Annotated in this window: 27 protein-coding genes and 4 tRNA genes; 23 read left to right on the plus strand and 8 right to left on the minus strand. The window is 70.5% G+C overall.

Annotation, left to right across the window (positions count from 1 at the left end):
- The 12 genes from ACFRKB_RS07500 (at position 1) to ACFRKB_RS07555 (ending at position 10,997) form a co-directional block, all read left to right on the plus strand.
- Positions 1-393, plus strand: coding sequence for an NADH-quinone oxidoreductase subunit A (locus ACFRKB_RS07500; RefSeq protein WP_383104121.1), 393 nt, complete (start codon positions 1-3; stop codon positions 391-393).
- A complete protein-coding gene (locus tag ACFRKB_RS07505; protein WP_383104123.1) occupies positions 384-977 on the plus strand; it encodes an NADH-quinone oxidoreductase subunit B in 594 nt (197 codons plus the stop codon). The genes ACFRKB_RS07500 and ACFRKB_RS07505 overlap by 10 nt, the downstream gene beginning before the upstream one ends.
- On the plus strand, positions 974-1,843 hold the full coding sequence (locus ACFRKB_RS07510; RefSeq protein ID WP_383104125.1) for an NADH-quinone oxidoreductase subunit C: 870 nt from the start codon (positions 974-976) through the stop codon (positions 1,841-1,843). The genes ACFRKB_RS07505 and ACFRKB_RS07510 overlap by 4 nt, the downstream gene beginning before the upstream one ends.
- Positions 1,840-2,808 carry a complex I subunit 1/NuoH family protein gene (locus tag ACFRKB_RS07515; protein ID WP_383104127.1) on the plus strand — a complete coding sequence of 323 codons (969 nt, stop codon included), beginning with the start codon at positions 1,840-1,842 and terminating at the stop codon, positions 2,806-2,808. The genes ACFRKB_RS07510 and ACFRKB_RS07515 overlap by 4 nt, the downstream gene beginning before the upstream one ends.
- Positions 2,808-3,365 carry a NuoI/complex I 23 kDa subunit family protein gene (locus tag ACFRKB_RS07520; protein WP_383104129.1) on the plus strand — a complete coding sequence of 186 codons (558 nt, stop codon included), beginning with the start codon at positions 2,808-2,810 and terminating at the stop codon, positions 3,363-3,365. The genes ACFRKB_RS07515 and ACFRKB_RS07520 overlap by 1 nt, the downstream gene beginning before the upstream one ends.
- Entirely contained in the window at positions 3,362-3,931 is a 570-nt protein-coding gene (locus ACFRKB_RS07525; RefSeq protein ID WP_383104130.1) for an NADH-quinone oxidoreductase subunit J family protein, read from the plus strand. Before ACFRKB_RS07520 ends, ACFRKB_RS07525 begins: the two co-directional genes overlap by 4 nt.
- Complete coding sequence (gene nuoK, locus ACFRKB_RS07530; RefSeq protein WP_383104132.1) at positions 3,931-4,311, plus strand: NADH-quinone oxidoreductase subunit NuoK; 381 nt, start codon at positions 3,931-3,933, stop codon at positions 4,309-4,311. The genes ACFRKB_RS07525 and nuoK overlap by 1 nt, the downstream gene beginning before the upstream one ends.
- Entirely contained in the window at positions 4,308-6,317 is a 2,010-nt protein-coding gene (locus ACFRKB_RS07535) for an NADH-quinone oxidoreductase subunit 5 family protein (RefSeq protein WP_383104134.1), read from the plus strand. The genes nuoK and ACFRKB_RS07535 overlap by 4 nt, the downstream gene beginning before the upstream one ends.
- 3 nt (positions 6,318-6,320) lie before the next feature.
- The gene (locus tag ACFRKB_RS07540; protein WP_383104135.1) at positions 6,321-7,967 is read left to right on the plus strand and encodes a complex I subunit 4 family protein; all 1,647 of its coding nucleotides are present in this window, start codon (positions 6,321-6,323) and stop codon (positions 7,965-7,967) included.
- Positions 7,964-9,532 (plus strand): NADH-quinone oxidoreductase subunit N, encoded by a 1,569-nt coding sequence (locus tag ACFRKB_RS07545; protein ID WP_383104136.1) that lies wholly within the window; start codon positions 7,964-7,966, stop codon positions 9,530-9,532. The genes ACFRKB_RS07540 and ACFRKB_RS07545 overlap by 4 nt, the downstream gene beginning before the upstream one ends.
- A gap of 212 nt (positions 9,533-9,744) precedes the next feature.
- Positions 9,745-10,608: a zinc metalloprotease HtpX gene (gene htpX, locus ACFRKB_RS07550; RefSeq protein ID WP_383104137.1), complete on the plus strand. Its 864-nt coding sequence runs from the start codon at positions 9,745-9,747 to the stop codon at positions 10,606-10,608.
- Positions 10,605-10,997 (plus strand): YccF domain-containing protein, encoded by a 393-nt coding sequence (locus ACFRKB_RS07555; protein WP_365972403.1) that lies wholly within the window; start codon positions 10,605-10,607, stop codon positions 10,995-10,997. Before htpX ends, ACFRKB_RS07555 begins: the two co-directional genes overlap by 4 nt.
- Before the next feature lie 102 nt (positions 10,998-11,099).
- Here ACFRKB_RS07555 and ACFRKB_RS07560 read toward each other — a convergent pair whose 3' ends face one another.
- From ACFRKB_RS07560 to ACFRKB_RS07570, 3 genes are all read right to left on the minus strand, one after another.
- Complete coding sequence (locus ACFRKB_RS07560) at positions 11,100-11,777, minus strand: alpha-ketoglutarate-dependent dioxygenase AlkB family protein (RefSeq protein ID WP_383104140.1); 678 nt, start codon at positions 11,775-11,777, stop codon at positions 11,100-11,102.
- Complete coding sequence (locus ACFRKB_RS07565) at positions 11,777-12,283, minus strand: methylated-DNA--[protein]-cysteine S-methyltransferase (protein WP_383104141.1); 507 nt, start codon at positions 12,281-12,283, stop codon at positions 11,777-11,779. Before ACFRKB_RS07565 ends, ACFRKB_RS07560 begins: the two co-directional genes overlap by 1 nt.
- Before the next feature lie 195 nt (positions 12,284-12,478).
- Entirely contained in the window at positions 12,479-12,967 is a 489-nt protein-coding gene (locus ACFRKB_RS07570) for a YajQ family cyclic di-GMP-binding protein (protein ID WP_383104142.1), read from the minus strand.
- Positions 12,968-13,185: 218 nt separating this feature from the next.
- Between ACFRKB_RS07570 and ACFRKB_RS07575 the strand changes: the two genes are divergently transcribed.
- Positions 13,186-13,267 (plus strand) — tRNA-Tyr (locus ACFRKB_RS07575).
- 104 nt (positions 13,268-13,371) lie between these two features.
- Here ACFRKB_RS07575 and ACFRKB_RS07580 read toward each other — a convergent pair.
- The 3 genes from ACFRKB_RS07580 to ACFRKB_RS07590 are packed head-to-tail and all read right to left on the minus strand — an operon-like array spanning position 13,372 to position 16,028.
- Positions 13,372-13,950 carry a GyrI-like domain-containing protein gene (locus tag ACFRKB_RS07580; protein ID WP_383104144.1) on the minus strand — a complete coding sequence of 193 codons (579 nt, stop codon included), beginning with the start codon at positions 13,948-13,950 and terminating at the stop codon, positions 13,372-13,374.
- Between the two features lie 30 nt (positions 13,951-13,980).
- Positions 13,981-14,640, minus strand: coding sequence for an SDR family oxidoreductase (locus ACFRKB_RS07585; protein ID WP_383104146.1), 660 nt, complete (start codon positions 14,638-14,640; stop codon positions 13,981-13,983).
- A 50-nt stretch (positions 14,641-14,690) separates the two neighbouring features.
- Positions 14,691-16,028 carry an amidohydrolase family protein gene (locus tag ACFRKB_RS07590; protein WP_383104148.1) on the minus strand — a complete coding sequence of 446 codons (1,338 nt, stop codon included), beginning with the start codon at positions 16,026-16,028 and terminating at the stop codon, positions 14,691-14,693.
- 219 nt (positions 16,029-16,247) lie between these two features.
- Here ACFRKB_RS07590 and ACFRKB_RS07595 point away from each other — a divergent pair.
- The 8 genes from ACFRKB_RS07595 (at position 16,248) to ACFRKB_RS07630 (ending at position 20,980) form a co-directional block, all read left to right on the plus strand.
- Positions 16,248-16,320: transfer RNA gene (locus tag ACFRKB_RS07595), tRNA-Thr, on the plus strand.
- Positions 16,321-16,367: 47 nt separating this feature from the next.
- Positions 16,368-16,440, plus strand: a tRNA-Met gene (locus ACFRKB_RS07600).
- Positions 16,441-16,532: 92 nt separating this feature from the next.
- On the plus strand, positions 16,533-16,697 hold the full coding sequence (gene rpmG / locus ACFRKB_RS07605) for a 50S ribosomal protein L33 (RefSeq protein ID WP_003956487.1): 165 nt from the start codon (positions 16,533-16,535) through the stop codon (positions 16,695-16,697).
- A gap of 108 nt (positions 16,698-16,805) precedes the next feature.
- A complete protein-coding gene (locus ACFRKB_RS07610) occupies positions 16,806-17,258 on the plus strand; it encodes a MaoC family dehydratase N-terminal domain-containing protein (protein WP_030351410.1) in 453 nt (150 codons plus the stop codon).
- 5 nt (positions 17,259-17,263) lie between these two features.
- Entirely contained in the window at positions 17,264-17,692 is a 429-nt protein-coding gene (locus ACFRKB_RS07615) for a MaoC family dehydratase (protein WP_383104149.1), read from the plus strand.
- Positions 17,693-17,786: 94 nt separating this feature from the next.
- Positions 17,787-18,338: a TetR/AcrR family transcriptional regulator gene (locus ACFRKB_RS07620; protein ID WP_383104150.1), complete on the plus strand. Its 552-nt coding sequence runs from the start codon at positions 17,787-17,789 to the stop codon at positions 18,336-18,338.
- Between the two features lie 90 nt (positions 18,339-18,428).
- Positions 18,429-19,862 (plus strand): MFS transporter, encoded by a 1,434-nt coding sequence (locus ACFRKB_RS07625; protein WP_383104152.1) that lies wholly within the window; start codon positions 18,429-18,431, stop codon positions 19,860-19,862.
- A 62-nt stretch (positions 19,863-19,924) separates the two neighbouring features.
- Complete coding sequence (locus tag ACFRKB_RS07630; protein WP_383104154.1) at positions 19,925-20,980, plus strand: UDP-N-acetylmuramate dehydrogenase; 1,056 nt, start codon at positions 19,925-19,927, stop codon at positions 20,978-20,980.
- Between the two features lie 78 nt (positions 20,981-21,058).
- Here ACFRKB_RS07630 and ACFRKB_RS07635 read toward each other — a convergent pair whose 3' ends face one another.
- Entirely contained in the window at positions 21,059-22,105 is a 1,047-nt protein-coding gene (locus ACFRKB_RS07635) for an adenosine deaminase (RefSeq protein ID WP_383104155.1), read from the minus strand.
- Positions 22,106-22,201: 96 nt separating this feature from the next.
- Positions 22,202-23,428, minus strand: a complete 1,227-nt coding sequence (locus tag ACFRKB_RS07640) for a pyridoxal phosphate-dependent aminotransferase (protein WP_383104156.1) — start codon at positions 23,426-23,428, stop codon at positions 22,202-22,204.
- A gap of 227 nt (positions 23,429-23,655) precedes the next feature.
- On the opposite strand from ACFRKB_RS07640, the gene ACFRKB_RS07645 reads away from it, so the two are divergent.
- Positions 23,656-23,728 (plus strand) — tRNA-Trp (locus ACFRKB_RS07645).
- 108 nt (positions 23,729-23,836) lie between these two features.
- Positions 23,837-24,121, plus strand: a complete 285-nt coding sequence (gene secE / locus ACFRKB_RS07650) for a preprotein translocase subunit SecE (RefSeq protein WP_030351417.1) — start codon at positions 23,837-23,839, stop codon at positions 24,119-24,121.
- The last annotated feature ends 44 nt before the right edge of the window (positions 24,122-24,165 follow it).

Raw genomic sequence — 24,165 nt, forward strand, 5'->3', positions numbered from 1 at the left:
GTGTCGCAACCGACCGTTCTCGCGTCGGACTACTTCCAGAGCTATTCGGTGGTCGGACTGCTCGCGGTCGTCGGCGTGCTGTTCGTGGCCGTCGCCTTCGGGGCGGGCCGGCTGCTGCGGCCGGTGGTGCCGACCCAGGAGAAACTGCTCACCTACGAATGCGGTGTCGACCCCGTGGGCGAGGGCTGGGCACACACCCAGGTCCGCTACTACGTCTACGCGTTCCTCTATGTGATCTTCGCCGTCGACTCGATCTTCCTGTTCCCCTGGGCGACCGTCTTCGCGGCCCCCGGATACGGCGCCACGACGCTCGTCGAGATGTTCGTCTTCCTCGGCTTCCTGGCCGTAGGACTGCTCTACGCATGGAAGAAGGGCGTCCTGGAATGGACGTGACCCCGACCACCGGCCCGCGGCTCGGTGTGCTCTCCCGGCTGGCCCCGCAGCCCATGAAGGTGGTCCTCAACTGGGGCCGCCGCTACAGCCTCTGGGTCTTCAACTTCGGACTCGCCTGCTGCGCGATCGAGTTCATCGCCGCCTCCATGGCCCGGCACGACTTCATCCGGCTCGGAGTGATCCCCTTCGCCCCGGGACCGCGCCAGGCCGACCTGATGGTCGTCTCCGGCACCGTCACGGACAAGATGGCGCCCGCCGTGAAGCGGCTGTACGAGCAGATGCCCGAGCCCAAGTACGTGATCTCCTTCGGCGCCTGCTCCAACTGCGGTGGCCCGTACTGGGACTCCTACTCCGTGACGAAGGGCGTCGACCAGATCATCCCGGTCGACGTCTACGTACCGGGCTGCCCGCCCCGCCCCGAGGCGCTGCTCCAGGGCATCCTGAAGCTCCAGGAGAAGATCGCCCGCGAATCGCTCGGCGAGCGCTACGCCGCGGCCGGCCGGCCCTCGGCCGCCGCGCTGCGCAGCGGACTGGTCACCCCGCCACCGCCGCCGGCACCGACGCCGGGGGAGAGCGCTTCGTGAACGCATACGACCGGCTGCCGGACGCCGCCGCCGAGATCTTCGGCGAGGGGGCCACGGCCGAGCGGGCGTACGACCTGCTGACGGTCGACGTCCCCGCCGAGTCCTGGATCCCCGCCCTCGAAACCGCCCGCGACCAGCTGGGCTGCACCTACTTCGACTGGCTGAGCGCGGTCGACGAGCCGGGCACCGGCGCCTTCCGCGTCTGCGCCCATGTCGCCGCCCTGGAAGGCGGTACGGTCCGCCGGCTGCTGGTCCGTACGACCGTCCCGCACGACGCGGCCGTCCTGCCCACGGCCGTCGGCGTCTACGCGGGCGCGGCCTGGCACGAGCGCGAGACGCACGAGATGTTCGGCGTCTCCTTCTCCGGCCATCCCCATCTCGTTCCCCTCCTGCTGCCCGAGGAGTTCGAGGGGCATCCGCTGCGCAAGGACTTCGTGCTGGCCGCCCGGGTCGTCAAGGCGTGGCCGGGTGCGAAGGAGCCGGGGGAGTCCGAGCACGGCGGCCCCAAGCGGCGCCAGATGCTCCCGCCCGGTGTCCCCGATCCGAACGAATGGGGGCCCCTCAAAGGCCAGTTGCCCCCGGCCCCGGCCCGGCCCGCCCGCGGGGCACGCGCCGCGGGTGCCGGCGGCGCGGGCGCCGGAGGCGCGGCGGGCGACCGTCCGGTCCGCCGTGCGCGCAGCGTGACGCAGGGCTCGGCGAGCCAGCAGCCGGAGAGCACGACTCCCGACGCGCCGTGGCGCAAACCCCCTCCGGCGACGGAGGACGGCACCAGCGCCACCGAAGGCCCTGAGAGCAAACGCCCCAAGAGCGAAGGCCCCGCGAGCGAAGGCCCCGAGAACGACCGCCGCCCCGAAGGAGACGCGTGAACGACGTACTCGACGTCGCCCTCCGGCTGGCCGTCGTCTTCGCCGTGTTCCTGGTCGTTCCCCTCGTCGTCGGTCAGACCGAGCACAAGGTGATGGCCCATATGCAGGGCCGTCTCGGCCCCATGCACGCGGGCGGCTTCCACGGCTGGGCCCAGCTCGTCGCGGACGGGGTGAAGTTCGCGCAGAAGGAGGATGTGGTCCCGGCCGACGCCGACCGCCGCATCTTCCAACTCGCCCCGGCCGTCGCCCTGCTGCCGTACCTCCTCGTGCTGGTCGCGATCCCCATCGGTCCGAGCGAGGGCGCTGTCGGCCAGGTCGTCGACGCGGGCATCTTCTTCGTGCTCGCCGTGATGGGCGTGGGGGTGCTCGGTTCGATCATGGCGGGCTGGGCCTCCGCCAACAAGTTCTCCCTTCTCGGCGGTCTGCGTACCGCCGCGCAACTGCTCGCGTACGAACTGCCGATGCTGCTCGCCGCCGCGTCCGTCGCGATGGCGGCCGGTACCGTCTCCCTGCCCGGCATCCTCAACGCCTTCGAGTGGTGGTGGCTGCCCTGGCAGATCGTCGGCGCCCTGGTCTTCTTCGTCGCCGGTCTCGCGGAACTCCAGCGTCCGCCCTTCGACATGCCGGTCGCCGACTCCGAGATCATCTTCGGCGCCTATACCGAATACACGGGCCTGCGCTTCGCGCTCTTCCTGCTCGCCGAGTACGCGGGCATCGTCGTCCTCTGCGGGCTGACCACCGTCCTCTTCCTCGGCGGCTGGCACGGCCCGCTCGGGGACGACGGACTCGGCTGGGTCTGGACACTCCTCAAAGTGGCCGTGCTCGCGTTCCTCGTCATCTGGCTGCGCGTGAGCTACCCGCGGCTGCGCGAGGACCAGTTGCAGAAGCTCGCCTGGACCGTTCTCATCCCCCTCGCTCTCGCGCAGATCGCGCTCACCGGCATCGTGAAGGTGGCGATCAACTAATGGCCCCCTCGTTTCCCGGCTCCGGTCTGGCCAAGGGCCTGGCCGTCACCCTGCGGACGATGACCAGGAAGACCGTCACCCAGCAGTACCCGGAAGCGCAGCCCGAACTCCCGCCCCGCACCCGCGGGGTGATCGGACTGTTCGAGGAGAACTGCACGGTCTGCATGCTCTGCGCCCGTGAGTGCCCCGACTGGTGCATCTATATCGACTCCCACAAGGAGACGGTCCCGGCCGCCGTCCCCGGCGGACGCGAGCGCAGCCGCAATGTCCTCGACCGCTTCGCCATCGACTTCGCGCTCTGCATGTACTGCGGTATCTGCATCGAGGTCTGCCCTTTCGACGCGCTCTTCTGGTCGCCGGAGTTCGAGTACTCGGAGACGGACATCCGTGATCTCACCCACGAGCGGGACAAGCTCCGCGAGTGGATGTGGACGGTGCCCGCGCCGCCCGCTCTCGACCCGGCCGCCGAGGAGCCGAAGGAGCTCGGCGCCGCCCGCAAGGCCGCCGAGAAGCTCGCGGCGGCGCGGCGTGAGCGGGAACAGGAGGCGGGCGAGTGAGCCTCGCAGCGCACGGCTTCCTGTCGCCCAGCGGTGTCGAGATCGCCTTCCTGCTCGTCGGTCTGGTCACCTTCGGCGCGGCTCTCGTCACCGTCACGACCAAACAGCTGGTGCACGCCGCCCTCTGGCTGGTCGTCACGCTCGGCGGACTGGCCGTCGAATATCTGCTGCTCACGGCGGAGTTCATCGCCTGGGTGCAGGTCCTGATCTATCTCGGTTCCGTCGTGGTTCTCCTTCTCTTCGGGCTGATGCTCACCAAGGCGCCCATCGGCCGCTCCCCGGACGCCGATTCGGGCAACCGCCCGGTCGCCCTCGCGGTCGCCGTCGTGGCGGCCGTATCCCTGGTCTGGGTGGTCGTCGACGCGTTCCGTACGACCTGGATCGACCTGGACGGGCCGGCCCAGGGCTCCACCGAAGTCACCGGCCACTTCCTGTTCCGCAACTGGGTGCTGCCCTTCGAGGCGCTCTCCGTCCTCCTGCTGGCCGCGCTCGTCGGCGCGATCGTGCTCTCCCGTAAACGGGCGACCGCCACCAGGAACAGCCGCAGCGGTAAGGAGCAGCGCTGATGCATCTCGCCTATCCCGCCGTGCTCGCGGCCCTCCTGTTCTGCACCGGCCTGTACGGAGTGCTCGCGCGGCGCAACGCGATCCTCGTCCTGATGTCCGTCGAGCTGATGCTCAACGCCGTCAATCTCAATCTGGTCGCCTTCGACGTCTGGCTCCGCGACACCCTGCACGCCGGCCAGGCGCTCACCCTCTTCGTCATCGCCATCGCCGCCGCGGAGATCGGCATCGGCCTGGCGATCGTCCTGATGGTCTACCGCAACCGCGGCACCTCGGACATCGACAGACTCCGCGACACCGCCGAAGGCGCCGACACCCCCGGGGGCGCCGGGCCGGAAGCGACCGACGCCGCCCCGGCGCAGAAGGCTGAGGCCACCGCGTGACCACCACGACCCTCGCCGTTCTCGTCCCCCTCCTGCCATTCCTGGGCGCCGTCGCCGGGCTGCTGCTCGGCCGTGTCGCACCCGGGTTCGTACGTCCGCTGGCCATCCTGCCGACCCTGGCCGCGGCGGCGTTCGCCATCGCCGTGGCCGTCCGCCAGGGCGGCGGCGCCGGCGACGGGAAGGCACCGCTGGAGGCCGCGACCCAGCTCACGCCCACCGGTTCGGTCCCCATCGACCTCGCCCTGTACATCGACGGCTTCGCGGCTCTGGTCGCCGTCCTCGTCGGCGTCGTCGCGTCGTGCGTGCAGATCTACTCGACGGGTTATCTGCGCGGCGACGCGCGCTATCCCTCGTACGCGGCTCTGGTCTCGCTCTTCACCTCCGCCATGCTGCTCGTCGTCTACTCCGGCGATCTGATGGTGCTGCTGGTCGGGTGGGAGATCATGGGCATCTGCTCGTACTTCCTCGTCGGCCACTACTGGGAGACGCCCGAGGCCCGCGCCGCCTCCCTCAAGGCCTTCCTGGTCACCAAACTCGGTGATGTCCCCTTCCTGATCGGGCTGTTCGCGCTCGCCTCCGACGCCGGGACGTTCCGTATCACCGACGTGCTGAAGACCGTCGCCGACGGCGGCCTCGACCACCCCACCCTGATCGCGCTGCTGCTGCTCGCGGGTGTGGCCGGCAAGTCCGCGCAGTTCCCGCTGCACACCTGGCTGCCCGACGCGATGGCGGGCCCCACACCCGTCTCCGCGCTGATCCACGCCGCGACGATGGTCGCCGCCGGTATCTACTTCGTGGCCCGCCTCCTTCCTGTCTTCGCCGCCTCGGCCGCCGCCCTGGTGGTGCTCGCCGTGATGGCCGCGATCACGATGGTCGGCTCGGCGCTCGCCGCCCTCGCGCAGGACGACATCAAGCGCGTCCTCGCCTACTCGACCATCGGCCAACTCGGCTATATGTCGGGCGCCCTGGCCGTGGGCGACCGTGGCGCCGCCGTCTTCCATCTCATCGCGCACGGCGCGTTCAAGGCACTTCTCTTCCTCGGCGCCGGCGTGATCATCCATGCCGCCGGCACCAACTCACTGGCCGCCATGTCCCGGATGCGCGGCCTCTCCCAGCGCATCCCGGACGCCTACTGGACGGTGACCGTCGCCCTGCTCGCGCTCGCCGCGATCCCTCCCTTCGCCGGCTTCTTCTCCAAGGAGTCCGTCCTCGTCGCCGCCGAGCACACGGCCCTGGGCGAATCCGGCGGCGCCGCCCCTGGCGCGGCGGGCTGGACCGTACTGATCGCCGGACTGCTCACCGCCCTCCTCACCGCCGCCTACGCGGCCCGTCTCTGGCTGCTGACCTTCCGCGGCCGGGGCTCCGAGGTCCCCGACTACGGCAAGCAGCCCCTCTCCATGAACGCCGTCCTGTGGGTGCTCGCCCTCCCCTCCATCGGCCTCGGCCTGGCCATCGGCTATCTCCCCGGCTGGTTCGACGGCCACGGCCTCGCCCCGAACCTCACCACCTCCGTCCTGGGCACGGGCATCGCGCTCGTCGGCGGTCTGATCACCTACGGCTGCTGGCGGCACACCTCGGCGCTGGCCGCCCGCAACCCGATCGGGGCCGTCGTCCCCCACCCCGACACCGAGCCCGCCCTCGCGGAGAGGGAGGCCATCGAGATCCACACCCGGGTGTACGGCTCGATCGCGGGCGCCCCCGACCCCGCGGACCCCGCGCGTCTCCTGCTGGGGCCGCTCCACCGCCACGCGGCGGCCGGCTTCCATCTCGACACCGTCTACCACCGGCTGTTCGTACGCCCCGTCCTGGCGGCCGCCCAACTGGTCCGCTTCCTCGACCGCGAGGTCATCGACACCTACGTACGCGGCGCGGGCACCGGCACCGGCTGGCTCGGCGCCGCCGTTCGCCGCGCCCAGACCGGAAACGTGCAGACCTACCTCAGCGCCCTGCTGGCCGGCTCCGTCGTCCTGGCGATCGCCGCCGTACTCGTCGCTGCCGGAGCGTGAGCCGTGATCGATATCAGTGAATCCGTGATGCAGTTCCTTCTCGCGTTGATCGTCGTCGGGCCGCTCATCGGCGCCGTCGCGGCGCTCCTCCCGGCCCCGCCCGGACTGCGGGGCACAAGCCCCGACCAGGCCGTGCTGCGCCACGGCGTGACCGTGACCGGCGCGATCCTCATCGCCGCGATCGTCCTGGCGCTCGGCTTCGACCATGACCAGCCGTCAAAGATGCAGGCCACGACGGACATCAGCTGGATTGCGGCGCTGGACGTCCGGATCCACCTCGGCATCGACGGCATTTCCCTCCCCCTTCTGGTCCTGACCGCGCTGCTGACCTTCCTCTGCGCGCTCTACAGCTATTTCAAGATGCCCCCAGGCCCCTCGCCCAGGGGATTCGTCGCCCTGCTGCTTGTGCTCGAATCCGGCACGCTCGCGACCTTCGCCGTCCTCGACCTCGTGCTCTTCTTCCTGGCCTTCGAGATGGTGCTGATCCCGATGTACTTCCTCATCGCCCGCTGGGGCGGCTCGGAAGGCGTCACCGGCGGCAGGCAGGCCGCCGCCTGGAAGTTCATCCTCTATACGCTGCTCGGCTCCGTGGTCATGCTGCTCGGCCTGCTGCTGATCGGGCTCAACGCGGGCACATTCGACATGGTGGCACTCGCCACTGACAACGGCCGTGGGCTCAGCACATCCGTGCAGCTCATCGCCGTTCTGGCGATCGGCCTCGGCCTCGCGGTCAAGACCCCGATGTGGCCGCTGCACAGCTGGCTGCCCGACGCCCACACCGCCGCCCCCACCGTCGGCTCGGTGCTCCTCGCCGGCGTGCTGCTCAAGATGGGTACGTACGGCTTCGTCCGGATCATCCTGCCCATCGCTCCCGACGGTATGCGGACCTTCGCGCCGTATCTCGGGGCCTTCGCCGTCGTCGGCATCATCTACGGTTCCCTGGCCTGTCTCGCCCTGGCCAAACGGGGCGCGGGCGGCGACCTCAAACGGCTGATCGCGTACTCCTCCGTCGGCCACATGGGCTTCGTCCTGCTCGGCATCGCGACCATGACCCCCACCGGCGTCAACGGCGCGCTCTTCGCCAACATCGCCCACGGCCTCATCACCGGCCTGCTGTTCTTCCTGGTCGGAGCCGTCAAGGAGCGGTACGGCAGCGCCGACCTCGACACCCTCGCCGGAGCGACCGGCGCCGCGCTCTACGGCCGCGCCCCGCGCCTCGGAGGTCTGCTCGCCTTCGCGGCCGTCGCCTCCCTCGGTCTGCCCGGCCTCGCCGGGTTCTGGGGCGAGATGCTCGCGATGTTCGGCGCCTTCAACCCCGCGGAAGGGCTGAGCCGCCCCGCCTTCCTCACCTTCATGGTGATCGCCGGCTTCGGCACGCTGCTCACCGCCGCGTATCTGCTGATCGTCGTACGCCGCGTCTGCATGGGCGCGCAGCCGCCGGAAACGCAGGGAGCGCCGCGAGAAGCCCCGCAGGGGGCGTCCCGGGCGGGAGCGCCGGAGCCGGCGCGTTTCACCGATGTCCGGACCTATGAGTTCGCCGCCTGGACCCCGCTCGTCGCCCTCACCGTTCTCGCCGGACTCTGGCCCGCGGTCCTGCTCGGCCTCACCGACCCCGCCGTGCAGAAGCTTCTCGCAGGAGGCAAGTCGTGACCGTGGCCGCCGAGAGCGCCGCCGGCGCCGCCAGCCTCGTCCAGTCGATCGACTGGCTCGCGATCGCGCCCCCCACCATCACGGCGGTGGTCGCCCTGATCGTGCTGGTCGCCGATCTCTTCGTACCGGAGCACCGCAAGCCGCTCCTCGGCGGTGTCGCGATCGCCGGTCTGGTCGCCGCGCTCCTCACCCTCATTCCGCTGCGCGCCGGCGACCGCTCGACGTTCTGCCTCACCACCGACACCGCCGTGTGCAGCTACACCGCCGACCACTTCGCGCTGGTCATCCAGCTGCTCGTGCTCGGCGGGGCGCTGCTCACCGCGCTGATCTCGCTGCACGACAGCGGGGAACTCCCCGTAGGGGAGTACTGGTTCCTGCTGCTCGCCTCGGCGGCCGGCGCCGCCCTGCTGCCCGCCTCGCGCGATCTCGCCACCCTGGTCGTCGCCCTCGAAGTGGCCTCGCTGCCCGCGTTCGCCCTCGTCGGACTGCGGCGCGGCGACCGGCTCTCCTCCGAGGCCGCGCTGAAGTTCTTCCTCTCGTCGGTGACCGCGACCGCCGTGATGCTGCTGGGCGTCAGCTTCGTGTACGCCGCGACCGGCACCCTCCACCTCACCCGGATCGCCGCCGAACTGGGCCATGTCCCCGGCCAGCTGGACACCCTCGTCAAGGCGGGCGTCGCCCTCACTCTCGTCGGCTTCGCCTTCAAGACGGCCGCGGCCCCGTTCCACTTCTGGGTCCCCGACACCTATGTGGGCGCGCCCCTGCCCATCGCCGCGTACCTCTCCGTCGTCGGCAAGGCGGTCGGCTTCTCCGGCCTCATCCTGGTGACCGTCATCGCGTTCCCCTCGTACCGCGAGGTGTGGGGCCCGGTCCTCGCGGTCATCGCCGCGCTCACCATGACCCTCGGCAACGCGGCGGCGCTGCGTCAGTCGGCCACCCGCGCGTGGAGCGCGGTACGGCTGCTGGCCTGGTCGTCCGTGGGGCAGGCGGGCTATTTCCTGGTGCCGATCGCCGCAGCGGCGTACGCGGGCGGCGACCGGATCGGATCGACCGTCGCGTACGCCCTGATGTACGCCGTCGTGAACCTGGGCGCCTTCGCGGTCGTCGCGCTGGTGGCTCGTACGAAGCCGCTGAACCGCCTCGCCGACTACCAGGGCCTCTCCTCGCGGCGGCCCCTCGTCGCCCTCGCCATGGCCTTCTTCCTGCTCTGTCTGGCCGGGCTGCCGCCGGGCATCATCGGACTGTTCGCCAAGGTCACGGTCTTCTCGGCGGCCGTCGACGCGGGTCTCGGCTGGCTGGCCGTTGTCATGGCCGCCAATGTGGTGATCGCTCTGTACTACTACCTCCGGTGGACGGCGGCCCTCTTCCGCGCCCCCGAGCCGGAGGCCGGGGACGTACGTCCGGACGCCGGCGGCGCCGCCGCGGAGGCCGGAGGCGACGAGGTGGCCCTCGGCCGGCCCCCCGCGGCCGTCACCGTCGCCATCGCGCTCACGGCCGCCGCCGGCGTCGCGCTCTCCGGGGCGCCCCAGCTCGTACTGCGCTTCGCCGGTACCGGCCTCTTCTGAGCCCGGTACGGGCCCCGCCCGCCACCACGCCCCTCACACGACGCCCCCACCACCTCCCCGTACCACCGCCACCCGGACGGCGTACGCCCCTGTCCGGCGGCACAAGGGAACCCGCACCGCCCGCCTGGCGTTGACCAGTACGGAAGGGTCCACTGAAGAGTGGAGCAGCACCAGCAAAGGGTTCCCCTGCCGCACCACTTGGAGGGCGTACCGTGCACCGCCGGCACAACGGGCTCAGGACCGCCGTACTCCTCGGGGGACTGTCCGCACTCATCATCGCGATCGGCAGTTTCTTCGGCAGTACGGGCCTGATCGTCGCGCTCGTCGTGGCGATCGGCACGAACGCGTACGCCTACTGGAACAGCGACAAGCTGTCCCTGCGCGCCATGCGCGCGCGCCCCGTCAGCGAATTCGAGGCGCCGCAGCTCTACCGCATCGTCCGTGAGCTCTCGACGGCCGCCCGCCAGCCCATGCCACGGCTCTACATCTCGCCCACGCAGGCCCCCAACGCCTTCGCCACCGGCCGCAACCCGCGCAATGCCGCCGTCTGCTGTACGGAAGGCATCCTCCAGATCCTGGACGAGCGCGAGCTGCGCGGAGTCCTCGGCCATGAGCTGAGCCATGTCTACAACCGGGACATCCTGATCTCGTCCGTCGCCGGAGCCCTCGCCTCCGTGGTGATGTTCCTGGTGAACTTCGCCTGGCTGATCCCCTTCGGCCGGTCCGACGACGATGAGGGCCCCGGCATCTTCGGCATGCTGCTGATCATGATTCTGGGCCCGCTCGCGGCCTCGGTCATCCAGCTCGCGGTGAGCCGCTCCCGGGAGTACGAAGCCGATGCCTCGGGCGCCCAGATCACCGGAGACCCCCTCGCTCTGGCCAGTGCGCTGCGTAAACTGGACGCGGGGACGAAACAGCTCCCGCTGCCCCCTGAACCACGGATCGAGACCGCGAGCCACATGATGATCGCGAACCCCTTCCGTCCCGGTGACGGGGTCTCGAAGCTGTTCTCCACGCACCCGCCGATGGCGGAGCGCATCGCCCGACTGGAACAGATGGCAGGTCGCCGACCATGAAGACAATCCTCAACGTCATATGGCTCGTTCTGTGCGGCTTCTGGATGTGCCTCGGCTATCTGCTGGCGGGCGCGCTGCTGTGCATCACGATCATCGGCATCCCCTTCGGGGTGGCCGCGTTCCGTATCGGGATCTACGCCCTGTGGCCCTTCGGCTATATGGCGGTCGAGCGCCGCGACGCGGGCGCGCCCTCGTGCGTCGGCAATGTGCTGTGGCTGGTTCTCGCGGGCTGGTGGCTCGCCCTCGGCCATGTCCTCACCGGCATCGCCCTCTGCGTGACGATCATCGGAATCCCGCTGGGCCTGGCCAACTTCAAGCTGATTCCGATCTCGCTGATGCCGCTCGGCAAGGAAATCGTCCCCACGGACCAGCCGTTCGCGGCCCGCTGACCGCCCGCTGACCGCCCACCGGCCGCCCGCTGACCGCCCACCGGCCGCCCGCTGACGGCCCGCCGTGGGCCAGCCCGGCCACTCCCGCGCCCGCCAACTCCGCTACGCGAGCCCCGTCTCGCGCAGGGTGATGTTCAGCCGCCCGCCGCGCAGGCCCGTGGCCGGGTCGGCCGTATCCGGATAGACCTTGGGCACCCCGTGGAACGCGAACCGCGACGGTCCCCCGAAGACGAAGAGGTCCCCGGAGGAGAGTTCGACATCGGTGTACGGCCGCCCCCGGTTCTCCGTGTTGCCGAAGCGGAACACACACCGGTCACCGATGCTCAGGGACACCACCGGCGCTCCGGACCTCTCGTCCTTGTCCTGGTGCATCCCCATCTTCGCGCCGCCCTCGTAGAAGTTGATCAGCGCCGTGTCCGGGGTGTACGCCGTGTCCGGGGCGTACGCCGCGCCCGCCGCCGGATCGCCGTACGCCTCGGCCAGCGCCTCGCGCCCCAACTCGACGAGCCAGTCCGGGAACTCCGCGACCCGCGCGCCGTTCACATCGCCCGCGGTACGGGTGTACGCGTACGGCTGCCAGTGCCAGCCCACGCAGACGGTCTGTACGGACATCACGCCGCCGCCCGGCAGCACCGTGTGCCGGATCGGCACCGGCCCCCGCGCCCAGCCCCGGCAGGCGGCCACCAGTTCCCGCTGCCGCTCCCCGGACAGCCAGGAGGGCACATGCACGGCGCCGGGAGCGATGACGGCTCGCGGCCTCGGGAACAGTTCTCCGCTCATCACACCGGAGCGCCCTCCAGGCCGAGCAGCCGCTCCTTGCGGTCCACCCCGCCCGCGTACCCCCGCAGCGCCCCGTCCGCGCCGATCACCCGATGACAGGGCCGTACGACAAGCAGCGGATTGCGCCCTATCGCGGTCCCCACGGCGCGCACCCCGGCCCCGGACGAGCCGACCTGTCCGGCGATCTGCCCGTAGGTCACGGTCGCGCCGTACGGAATGGCGTCCACCGCCCGCCAGACCCGCCGCTGGAAGTCCGTACCGCTGTCCGCGTACTCGATCCGGAACCGCGTCAGCGTCCCCTCGAAGTACGACCCGAGCTGCCCGGCGATCTCCCCGAACGCCTCGTCCGCCCGGACCCATCCGTCCTGGACGACGGCCGCGCCCTGCTGTCCCGGCAGGGAGAGCGAGGCGAGGGCGACGCCGCCCTTCGCGGTGGCGGACTCCTCGCCCACCAGCAGGAGCCCGCCCAGGGGGCTGTCGACCGTCGTGTACATGGTCCCGGTCATCACACTCGTTCCTCTCCTCGCGGCGTGCTCGCTGTCCACGAAGCCGTGTGCAGCTGCCTACGAGTCACGAGTCTCCGCCTCCCCGGCCGCCGAAGCCGGCGGAATTCGGACAGCACGCCCGGCCGGTGGCGGCCGGGGCGGGAGCGGACCTCCGGCCCCGCACCCGTGCCGCCTACGGCACCGGTCGCCCCCGCGTCACCGGTAGTTCACGAACTGGAGCGCGAAGTCGAAGTCGTGCCCCTTGAGCAGGGAGATCACGGTCTGCAGGTCGTCGCGGCTCTTCGAGCTGACCCGCAGTTCGTCGCCCTGCACCTGCGCCTTGACGCCCTTGGGACCCTCGTCGCGGATGATCTTCGCGACCTTCTTGGCGTTGTCCTGGGAGATGCCTTCCTCGATCGAAGCGAAGATCTTGTACTCCTTGCCGGACAGCTGGGGCTCGCCCGCGTCCAGCGCCTTGAGCGAGATCCCGCGCTTGATCAGCTTGGACTGGAAGACGTCGAGGATCGCGGTGACCCGCTCCTCCGAGTTCGCCTGCATGAGGATCTTCTCGCCGGACCAGCCGATCGAGGCGCCGACGTTCTTGAAGTCGTAACGCTGCGCGATCTCCTTCGAGGCCTGGTTGAGAGCGTTGTCGATCTCCTGCCGCTCGACCTTCGAGACGATGTCGAAACTGGAGTCGGCCATGTCCTGTGGCTCCTTGTATCGGTGCTGTTCGGGTGCTCATCGCTTGCTCGCTGCGCGACCGGACACCGCCGGCCGCTGCCGTAAAGCCTAGTCACCCACGCCCGCCCCGAGTGCTGATCAATCCGGTGGCGGAGCACCCCTGGGCATCGGGTATCGTTTACGTCGTTGCCACGGAGCACCGCCCAAAGCGGCCTCTCCACCGGGCAACAACATCCCATGGCGGTGTGCCCGAGTGGCCAATGGGAGCGGACTGTAAATCCGTCGGCTTAGCCTACCCAGGTTCGAATCCTGGCGCCGCCACGCGATAGAGATGGCCCTTGATCCACGGAGACGTGGATCAAGGGCCATTCGCATGTCCGGCCTGCTCGGCTTGTCCGGCGTGTGGCCGCCCGGTCGGAGCCGCGCTATCCGCCCGGAGCCAGGTCGGCGAGCCGGAACGCCAACTCCGTTTCCCAGTTGGCCGGGTCCGGCTCCACCTGGGGGTTGGTCCTGTACGACTCCAGCCGGCAGCCCCAGTGCTCCACGCCGTCGGCCACGGTCATGTCCCACTCCAGCCCCTCGTGCTCCGCCCACTCCCGCAGCCCCCGGGCCACCTCCAACAGCCCTTCGGGACGGCCGAGATGAGTGACCGTCGCGTAGTGGCCGGCGGGCAGCACACCGACGCGGATCTCGCCCTCCGGCTCCGGCGCCGACACCAGCGGGACACCGGCCTCCACCTCCGACTCGCCGTCCATGTCGATCGTGCGGTAGCGGAAGAACGGCGCCCCCGCCAGTTCCAGACCCTGGCCGAGCACCCAGCCGACGAGATCGGGCAGCCGGTCGGCGATCGTCGGGAATTCGTCCATCCGGACGGATTTTCCGATGGCCACATACGGCTGTTCGCCCCGTCGGACGATCTTCGGCAGGCTCATGTGCTCGCTCCGGTCCCTCTCCTCGCGCACGCCCTCATTGCCCATGTCCTCGCTGCACGTGTCCTCGGTCATGGAAGTGAGGACCGCCCCGGGGTCCGGAACTCATCGCCCGCCCGCCACGGCCCTCGCCGCCTCCGCCACCGGCGTCGTCCCGCCGATCAGCTCCAGCGTCAGGCCCGCGGTCCCCGGGGTCTCCGCCAGCTCGGCCAGCACCGCGGCCACATCGTCGCGCGGCACCGATCCCCGCCCCGTCGACTCCGCGAGCCGCACGAGCCCCGTCCCGGCGTCGTTCGTCAGCATGCCCGGCCGCAGGATCGTCCAGTCGAGCCCGGACCTGGACCGTACGTAGGTGTCCGCCGCCCCCTTGGCCCGCAGATACGCGTCGAAGACCTCGTCGCCCCGGTGATCCGGGTTCGCGCCCATGGACGAGACGACGAGGTGACGGCGTACGCCCGCGCGCTCGGCGGCGTCCGCGAAGAGAACCGCCGCGCCCCGGTCCACCGTCTCCTTGCGGCCCGCCCCGCTCCCGGCGCCCGCGCCCGCGGCGAACACCGCCGCGTCCGCGCCCTTCAGCACCGCGGCCACCTCCTCGACCGACGCCGACTCCAGGTCCAGCACGACCGGTTCGGCCCCGGCGCCGCGCAGATCCTCCGCCTGCGCCGGGTCGCGGATGATGCCCGCGGCCTCGTGTCCGCGCGCGGCGAGCAGTCGCTCCAGCCGCAGCGCGATCTGACCATGTCCTCCGGCAATCACGATTCGCATGCTCACGACCGTACGTCCGGGGCCCGTTCGCCGCAGACCCGCCATCCCACTCAGGGGCCGGGGTTACCCAGGACGGACCGTCCCTGCCGGGGCAGTTCCAGCGCGACCGCCGCCGCCGAGTCGCAGTACTCCCGTACGGCGCTCGTCCGCGCCACCACCCGCCCGCGGTGGATGACGATCCTGCTGTACGCGAGGGACAGCGCCCCCTCGATCCGCTCGCCGCGTACGGCCAGCAACTCCGCGGGAAAGCCCGCCTCGACCCGTACCTCGGGCAGCCCCATCGCCGCCCGCGCCGCCCCGCTCACCGCGTCGTACGCGTCCGCCGCCCGCATCGCGCCCTGCGACGCGAGCAGATACGCGGCCTCCAGCGGATCCCCGCGCCCCACCGGATTCGACACGTCCCGCAGCGCCCCGCTGCCCGCCGCGAGCCGCACACCGGCCGCCCGCAGGAGCTGTACGGGGGCGACGCCGCGCTCGGCGCCCGGCGGCCCGGAGTCCCATGACGCCACGCCGGGCGGCGGCGTACCGCGCCGGTCCGCGCCCACCCGCTCCACATCCGCGCGCTCCACGCCCCCGCAGCCGCCCTGCGGCAGACAGACCACCGTCACGCCGGCCGCCGCCAGCTGGTCCGCGGCCCGCGCGGCCGTCTCGGCGGGCAGCCGGGCCAGCCCCGCGCAGGGCCCGAGCGCCACCCCGGGCCGCAGACCGCCGGCCATCGCGGCGAGCCGGGCGAGCCGGACCGGATCGTCACCGTCCGTATGCAGATCGACGGGACAGCCGTGCTCCGCCGCGATCCCCAGCACGGCTTCCGCGTACCCGGCGGGATCCGGGTCCAGGTCGGGGCAGCCGCCCACCACGCCCGCGCCCATCTTCACCGCGTCCCGCAGCATCGCGAGCCCGTCGGCGCCCGCGAGACCCGTCAGCAGCCGCGGTACGGCGACGGCGGTCAGATCGGCGAGGCCGCGCAGCGAACGCCTGGCCTGGAGCACCGCCTCCATCCGGCCCAGCTCCTGCGCGTCCCCGATCCGTACGTGCGAACGCAGCGCGGTCGCGCCGTGACCGAGTTGCAGCAGGGTGGCCTCGGTGGCGCGGCGCTGTACGTCCTCGGGGGAGTAGGAGCCCGGACCGTCGGGGGTGAGCGCGGTGAGGGCGGTATCGCTGTGGGCGTGCGGCTCGGCCGGGGCGGGGAGCAGCAGGTAACCGGCCAGATCCAGCCGCGTGCCGTGCGCGGCGAGACTGCCCGCCGTGCCCACGGCCTCGATCCGGCCCGAGCCGAGCCGTACGTCCACGGTGCGGCCGTCGGTGAGACGGGCGCCGCACAGGACGAGCGCGGTGGTGTCGGCCGGCACTCCTTCGGACGGCTGCGGCTGCGGCTGGCTGTCGGGCATCGGGCTCCTGGTGAGGGCTTTCTGGTCGGACTCCGGCGTGCAAGATCACGCAGCGTGGGTCGAGCCTAGGGGCGCCTCAGCCGGCCTTCGAGGAGGAGCGCAATAGTCGTACCGGCGACCCCACCGGTGGCGTACGGGACACCGCGCGACGCGTGGGGTGTGGGGCGGGAAAACGGATTTGGGCGATCGGCAACCGACCGTGTAATGTCTTCATCGCTCGCCCCAATAGCTCAGTCGGTAGAGCGTCTCCATGGTAAGGAGAAGGTCTACGGTTCGATTCCGTATTGGGGCTCAGATGTTCGGTGATCCTCGCCTTCGGGCGAGGAGATCCAACATCGAAGCGGTGTAGCTCAGTCGGTAGAGCAAGCGGCTCATAATCGCTGTGTCACCGGTTCAAGTCCGGTCACCGCTACACAAAGTAGCCGATTGTGGGGTCGGTCCTTCGATCGGCTACTCTTTTCTGCGTTCATCCGTTCATCCGTTGTCCGTCCAAGGAGCACTCACGTGGCTGCCACCGACGTCCGCCCGAAGATCACGCTGGCCTGCGTGGAGTGCAAGGAGCGGAACTACATCACCAAGAAGAACCGGCGCAACAACCCGGACCGTCTTGAGATGAAGAAGCACTGCCCGCGCTGCAACTCGCACACCGCGCACCGCGAAACGCGCTGAATCAGGCTCGTATACGAGGCCGTCCCCGGTTGGGGACGGCCTCGTGTCGTTTCCTTGTCTACATCAGGGTCTTCAGCAGGCCCGTCTACATCAGGAGGGAGCGAGTCAGTGGCGCTCGATCAGTCCTTCGTGGGGCGGAGCTATCCGCCCACCGCGCCGTACGAGGTCGGCCGGGAGAAGATCCGCGAGTTCGCCGAGGCGGTGGGCGACCCCAACCCGGCGTACACCGATCTGGAGGCCGCCAAGGCCCTCGGACACTGCGATGTGATCGCGCCGCCGACCTTCGTGTTCGCGATCACCTTCAAGGCCGCGGGTGAGGTCATCGCCGATCCGCAGCTGGGTCTGGACTACAGCCGGGTGGTGCACGGCGACCAGAAGTTCGCGTACAGCCGTCCCGTGCGGGCGGGTGACCGGCTCACGGTCACCTCGACCATCGAGACGATCAAGTCCCTGGCCGGGAACGACATCATCGATGTCCGCGGTGAAGTGCGCGACGAGGCCGGCGAGCATGTCGTGACCGCGTGGACCAAGCTGGTGGCGCGCGCCGCCGAGGGGGCGTGAGGCCGGTGACCGCGAAGATCGGTTACGACGAGGTCGAGATCGGTACGGAGCTGCCCGCCCGCAGTTTCCCCCTGACGCGCGCGACGCTGGTGCGGTACGCGGGCGCCTCAGGGGACTTCAACCCGATCCACTGGAACGAGAAGTTCGCCAAGGAGGTCGGGCTCCCGGACGTCATCGCGCACGGCATGTTCACCATGGCCGAGGCGATCCAGGTGGTGACCGACTGGGTGGGCGACCCGGGAGCCGTCGTCGAGTACGGCGTCCGCTTCACCAAGCCGGTCGTGGTGCCCAATGACGACCAGGGCGCGCTGATCGAGGTCAGCGCGAAGGTCGCGGCCAAGCTGGAGGACAACACGGTCCGGGTGGATCTGACCGCGATGAGCGCGGGACAGAAGGTGCTGGGCATGTCCCGCGCCGTTGTCCGGCTCGCCTGAGCGATCGGCGAGTAAGGGGTGCCCGCGATGGGCGGGCGCCCCTTACGCGTTGACATGGTTAGTGAGTGGCCAATAACCTTCCTGCATGGTCAGGATGAGCGCAGAAGAGCGACGCGAGAGCGTGGTCCGCGCGGCGGTCACGGAGTTCGCCCGGGGCGGCTATCTCGGCACCTCCACGGAGACGATCGCCCAGCGGGTCGGGGTCTCGCAGCCGTATCTCTTCCGGCTCTTCCCGAACAAGCAGGCCATGTTCCTCGCCGCCGCGGAACGGTGTCTGGCGGACACCACGCGTGTCTTCGTGGATGCGTCGGAAGGGCTGGAGGGCGAAGAGGCCCTGCACGCCATGGCCGAGGCCTATCAGCGGCTCATCGCCGATGATCCGGAGAAACTGCTGATGCAGATGCAGATGTATGTCGCGGTGGCGGCCGCCGAGGCCGCGGGCGACCACGAGTTCGGCGACAGGGTGCGGGCCGGCTGGGAGACGCTCTGGGACAGGGTCCATCTGGCGCTCGGGGCGGACGTGGGCGAGACCACGACCTTCCTGGCGTACGGGATGCTGGTCAACACCCTGGTCTCGCTGGGCTTCCCGTCGGGTCATCGCATCTGGTCCGGCTTCTACGACTCGGCGCAGCCGCCCGAGGGCTGAAAGCCCGTACGGGGGACACCCGCGTCTCCGTGTGGGCCAGAAAGTTAGTCATCGATAACTAATAAGCATATGTCCATCAGGGGGAGAACAATGAGTCAGCCACCGGCCGGCGGGTCCCGAGCCATCTGGACCCTGGTCATCACGGGCATAGCCAGCTTCATGGCGGCCCTCGACAACCTCGTCGTCACCACCGCGCTGCCCTCCATCCGCGAAGAACTCGGCGGCGCGCTGGAGGACCTGGAATGGACCGTCAACGCCTACACGCTCACGTTCGCGGTCCTGCTGATGTTCGGCGCCGCCCTGGGGGACCGGTACGGCCGTCGCAGGCTCTTCCTGGCCGGCCTCGCGATCTTCACCGGCGCGTCGGCCGCCGCCGCGCTCTCACCCGGCATCGACGCGCTGATCGCCGCACGCGCCGTCCAGGGCGTCGGCGCGGCGATCATGATGCCGCTCACGCTCACCCTGCTCACCGCCGCCGTCCCCGCCGAGCGGCGAGGAGCCGCCCTCGGCGTCTTCGGCGCCGTCACCGGTCTCGCCGTCGCCAGCGGTCCGCTGGTCGGCGGCACTCTCACCGAACACCTCTCCTGGCAGTGGATCTTCTGGCTGAACGTCCCGATCGGCCTCGCCCTGCTGCCCCTCGCCCGGCTCCGCCTCCAGGAGTCGCACGCGCCCGACGCCCGCCTCGACATCCCGGGCACACTCCTCGTCAGTACGGGCCTCTTCGGCATCGTCTACGCCCTGGTCACCGCCAACGCCGACGGCTGGACCAGCTTCCCCGTCCTGCTGGGCCTGACGGCCGGCACCGCGCTGCTCATCGCCTTCGTCGTGCACGGGCTGCGCCACCCGCACGCGATGCTGCCCATGCGGCTGTTCAAGAACCGCGGCTTCGCCGGCATCAACGCCGCCGGCCTCCTGATGTTCCTCGGCATGTTCGGCTCGATCTTCCTGCTCAGCCAGTTCCTGCAAGGGGTCCTCGGCTACACGCCCACCGAGGCAGGGCTGCGGATGCTCCCGTGGACCGCCATGCCGCTGCTCGTCGCGCCGATCGCCGGGGTGCTCACGGACCGCGTCGGCGGCCGGCCCGTCCTGGTTGTGGGCCTGGCCCTCCAGGCGCTCGGTCTGGGGCTGTTCGCCCTGGTCATCGAGCCGGACGTGTCGTACGCGGTGCAACTGCCCGCGCTGGTCATCAGCGGCGTCGGGATGGGGCTCTACTTCGCCCCGTCCGCCAGCCTGGTCATGTCCAGCGTCCGCCCGGCAGAGCAGGGCATCGCCTCCGGTACGAACAACGCCCTGCGCGAGGTCGGCGGAGCGCTCGGTGTGGCCGTCCTCGGCGCGGTCTTCGCCGCGCAGGGCGGCTACCGTACGCCCGACACCTTCACGGACGGCACCGTGCCGGCCCTCTGGATCGGCGCGGGACTGGTGGCGCTCGGCGCGCTGACGGCCCTGCTCATCCCGGGACGCGGCGCGCGGCGGACGCCGGTGGTCAAGGGAGGGGCGCCGGAGCGCGAGCCCGCGGCTGTGTGACGTCGGGACACCGGGCCACCGCGATCTCCTTCCGCGATCGCGGTGGCCCGTACTCTTGTCCCGTGCAGGAACTCCACGACGCCCCGCTCGCCCCACTGACCACCTTCCGCCTCGGCGGCCCGGCGACGCGCCTGGTCACCGCGGTCACCGACGAAGAAGTGACCGCCACCGTGCGCGAGGCGGACGACTCCGGTACGCCACTGCTGATCATCGGCGGCGGCAGCAATCTGATCATCGGGGACAAGGGCTTCGACGGCACCGCCCTGCGCATCGCGACCAAGGGTTTCTCCCTCGACGGCACCACGCTGGAGCTGGCCGCCGGCGAGATCTGGACCGACGCCGTCGCCCGTACCGTCGAAGCGGGCCTGGCCGGCGTCGAATGCCTCGCCGGGATCCCCGGCTCGGCCGGCGCCACGCCGATCCAGAACGTCGGCGCGTACGGCCAGGAGGTGTCGAGCACCCTCACCGAAGTCGTCGCCTACGACCGCTCCACCGGGCGGACGGTCACGCTCACCAACGCCGACTGCGGCTTCTCGTACCGCCACAGCCGGTTCAAGCGGCACCCCGAACGCTGGGTCGTCCTGCGCGTCCGCTTCGCCCTGGAGGACGCGGACGGGCTCTCCGCCCCGCTCAAGTACGCCGAGACGGCCCGCGTCCTCGGGGTCGAGCCCGGCGACCGCGTCCCCGTGGAGACCGCGCGGGACACCGTCCTCAAGCTGCGGGCGGGCAAGGGCATGGTCCTCGACCCCGAGGACCACGACACCTGGTCGGCCGGCTCCTTCTTCACCAACCCGATCCTGACGGACGTGGCGTACGCGGAGTTCGTCGCGCGCGTACGGGCCCGTCTCGGCGACGAGGTGACGCCGCCCGGATTCCCGGACGGGGAGGGGCGTACGAAGACCTCCGCGGCCTGGCTGATCGACCGGGCCGGTTTCACCAAGGGGTACGGCACCGGCCCGGCGCGTATCTCCACCAAGCACACCCTCGCCCTCACCAACCGGGGCGCGGCGACCACCGAGGACCTGCTCGCGCTCGCCCGCGAGGTGGTGGCGGGGGTCCAGGAGGCGTTCGGGATCACGCTGGTCAACGAGCCGGTGACGGTCGGCGTGCGCCTTTAGGTCCCTGTCCGGCCGATCTTCGCGGGCCCGCAGAGACCGGCCGGACAGGACCTGGCCCGTCGGCCGGATGAACCCGCGTCAGCCGGCCAGCCAACTGTCGATGCCCGTCAGCAGCTTCTCCCGTACCTCACGCGGCGCCGCCGAACCGCGTACCGACTGCCGTGCCAGCTCGGCCAGTTCGGTGTCGCTGAAGCTCTGGTGCCGGCGGGCCAGCTCGTACTGCGCCGCCAGCCGCGAGCCGAAGAGCAGCGGGTCGTCCGCGCCCAGCGCCATCGGGACCCCGGCGTCGAACAGCGTCCGCAGCGGGACGTCCTCCGGCTTCTCGTACACGCCCAGCGCGACATTCGAGGCCGGGCAGACCTCGCAGGTCACCCCGCGTTCCGCGAGCTTGCGCAGCAGCTTCGGGTCCTCCGCCGCGCGGACGCCGTGCCCGATACGGGCCGCCCGCAGATCGTCCAGGCAGTCCCGTACGGACGCGGGCCCGGTCAGCTCACCGCCGTGCGGCGCGGCCAGCAGCCCGCCGTCCCTGGCGATCGCGAAGGCCCGGTCGAAGTCCCTGGCCATCCCGCGCCGCTCGTCGTTGGAGAGCCCGAAGCCGACGACGCCCCGGTCCGCGTACCGCACGGCGAGCCGGGCGAGCGTCCTGGCCTCCAGCGGATGCTTCATACGGTTCGCCGCCACCAGCACCCGCATCCCCAGACCGGTCTCCCTGGACGCGCTGTCCACGGCGTCCAGGATGATTTCCAGAGCCGGGATCAGCCCGCCGAGATGGGGGGCGTACGAGGTGGGGTCGACCTGGATCTCCAGCCACCCCGAGCCGTCCCGTACGTCCTCCTCGGCCGCCTCGCGCACCAGCCGCTGGATGTCCTCGGGCGTCCGCAGACAGGACCGGGCGATGTCGTAGAGCCGCTGGAAACGGAACCAGCCGCGTTCGTCGGTGGCACGCAGCCTGGGCGGTTCGCCGCTGGTCAGCGCGTCGGGGAGATGAACGCCGTACTTGTCGGCGAGTTCGAGCAGCGTCGTGGGCCGCATCGAACCGGTGAAGTGCAGATGCAGATGAGCCTTGGGCAGCAGGCTGAGATCGCGGGGGCGGGTGGTGCTCTCCATTCGTAGATCCTGCCGCATGCTCGCGCCGACCGGCAGCCACTTTCCCCGATCGAGATCTTGTCCGAACGCAAAAACGGGCCCCCGGTGATCGCCGGGGGCCCGTCGCGGACCGCGTCAGTCCTTCGCCTCGCTCAGCAGCTTCTGGATCCTGCCGATGCCCTCGGCCAGGTCCTCGTCGCCGAGCGCGTACGACAGCCGCAGATAGCCGGGTGTGCCGAACGCCTCACCGGGGACGACCGCGACCTCGGCCTCGTCCAGGATCAGCGCGGCCAGCTCGACCGACGTCCGCGGGCGCTTGCCGCGGATCTCCTTGCCCAGCAGGGCCTTCACCGAGGGGTACGCGTAGAAGGCGCCCTCCGGCACCGGGCAGATGACGCCGTCGATCTCGTTCAGCAGCCGGACGATGGTCTGGCGGCGCCGGTCGAAGGCGGCCCGCATCTCGGCGACCGCGGTGAGGTCACCGGAGACGGCGGCGATCGCCGCGGCCTGCGAGACATTGGAGACATTGGACGTCGCGTGCGACTGGAGGTTGGTCGCCGCCTTGACGACATCCTTGGGGCCGACGATCCACCCCACACGCCAGCCGGTCATCGCATAGGTCTTGGCCACACCGTTGACCACGACGCACTTGTCACGCAGCTCCGGTACGACGGCCGGCAGCGAGGTGAAGGTGGCGTCGCCATACACGAGGTGCTCATAGATCTCGTCCGTCATCACCCACAGCCCGTGCTCGACGGCCCAGCGGCCGATGGCCTCGGTGTCGGCGGGGCTGTAGACGGCGCCCGTCGGGTTGGACGGCGAGACGAAGAGGACGACCTTCGTACGGTCGGTACGCGCGGCCTCCAACTGCTCGACGGAGACCCGGTAGCCGGTGGTCTCATCCGCCACGACCTCTACCGGGACACCGCCGGCCAGCCGGATCGACTCGGGGTACGTCGTCCAGTACGGGGCCGGGACGATGACCTCGTCGCCCGGGTCCAGGATGGCCGCGAACGCCTCGTAGATCGCCTGCTTGCCGCCGTTGGTCACCAGGACCTGGGAGGGCTCGATCTCGTAACCGGAGTCGCGCAGCGTCTTCGCGACGATCGCGGCCTTGAGCTCGGGGAGCCCCCCGGCCGGCGTGTAGCGGTGGTACTTGGGGTTGCGGCACGCCTCGACAGCGGCCTCGACGATATAGCCGGGCGTCGGGAAGTCGGGCTCGCCGGCGCCGAAGCCGATCACCGGACGCCCGGCTGCCTTCAGGGCCTTGGCCTTGGCGTCCACGGCGAGGGTCGCGGACTCGGAGATCGCGCCGATACGGGCGGAGACCCGGCGCTCGGTCGGAGGGATTGCAGCGCTCATGGGCCCATGGTCCCAGACCCGAAACCTCGGCGGCACACAGGTTTCGCTGGGTGGACACGGGAGAAGGACGACCGGCGCGCGGGACCGCGGTCGCGACTGTCGTGGGGAAGCTGTTCGACGCGGGGGCCGGGACCACGTACACTCACTCGTCGTTGGCCCTCAGCCACCAGGTCCGTACCGGGCACTCCGTGCGTCCGGTCGTATGCGGTAGGTTGGGGAAAACGCAAAGGGTCGTAGCTCAATTGGTAGAGCACTGGTCTCCAAAACCAGCGGTTGGGGGTTCAAGTCCCTCCGGCCCTGCTACACACATCTTCGCCAGGATGTGTGCGCATGTACGTACATTGAATGCATCGCCGTGCGGCTCCCCCGGGCGCGGCACGGCCACGACCCGGAATCAGGTGAGAGAGCGTGACGGACGCCGTGGGCTCCATCGACAAGCCTGATGCGGACGACGAGTCCGCCGAGTCGAAGAAGCCCCGCAAGGGCGGCAAGCGCGGCAAGAAGGGCCCTCTGGGCCGGCTCGCGCTCTTCTACCGTCAGATCGTCGCCGAGCTGCGCAAGGTCGTCTGGCCGACTCGCAACCAGCTGACCACGTACACCACCGTGGTGATTGTCTTCGTCGTCGTCATGATCGGTTTGGTGACCGTGATTGACTATGGCTTCCAGCAAGCAATCAAGTACGTCTTCGGCTGATCCCGCGAGGGCGCCCGGCGCGGCGCCCCTTTCGCGTGTTCCAC

The organism is Streptomyces scopuliridis (assembly GCF_042790125.1).
Classification (GTDB): domain Bacteria; phylum Actinomycetota; class Actinomycetes; order Streptomycetales; family Streptomycetaceae; genus Streptomyces; species Streptomyces scopuliridis_A.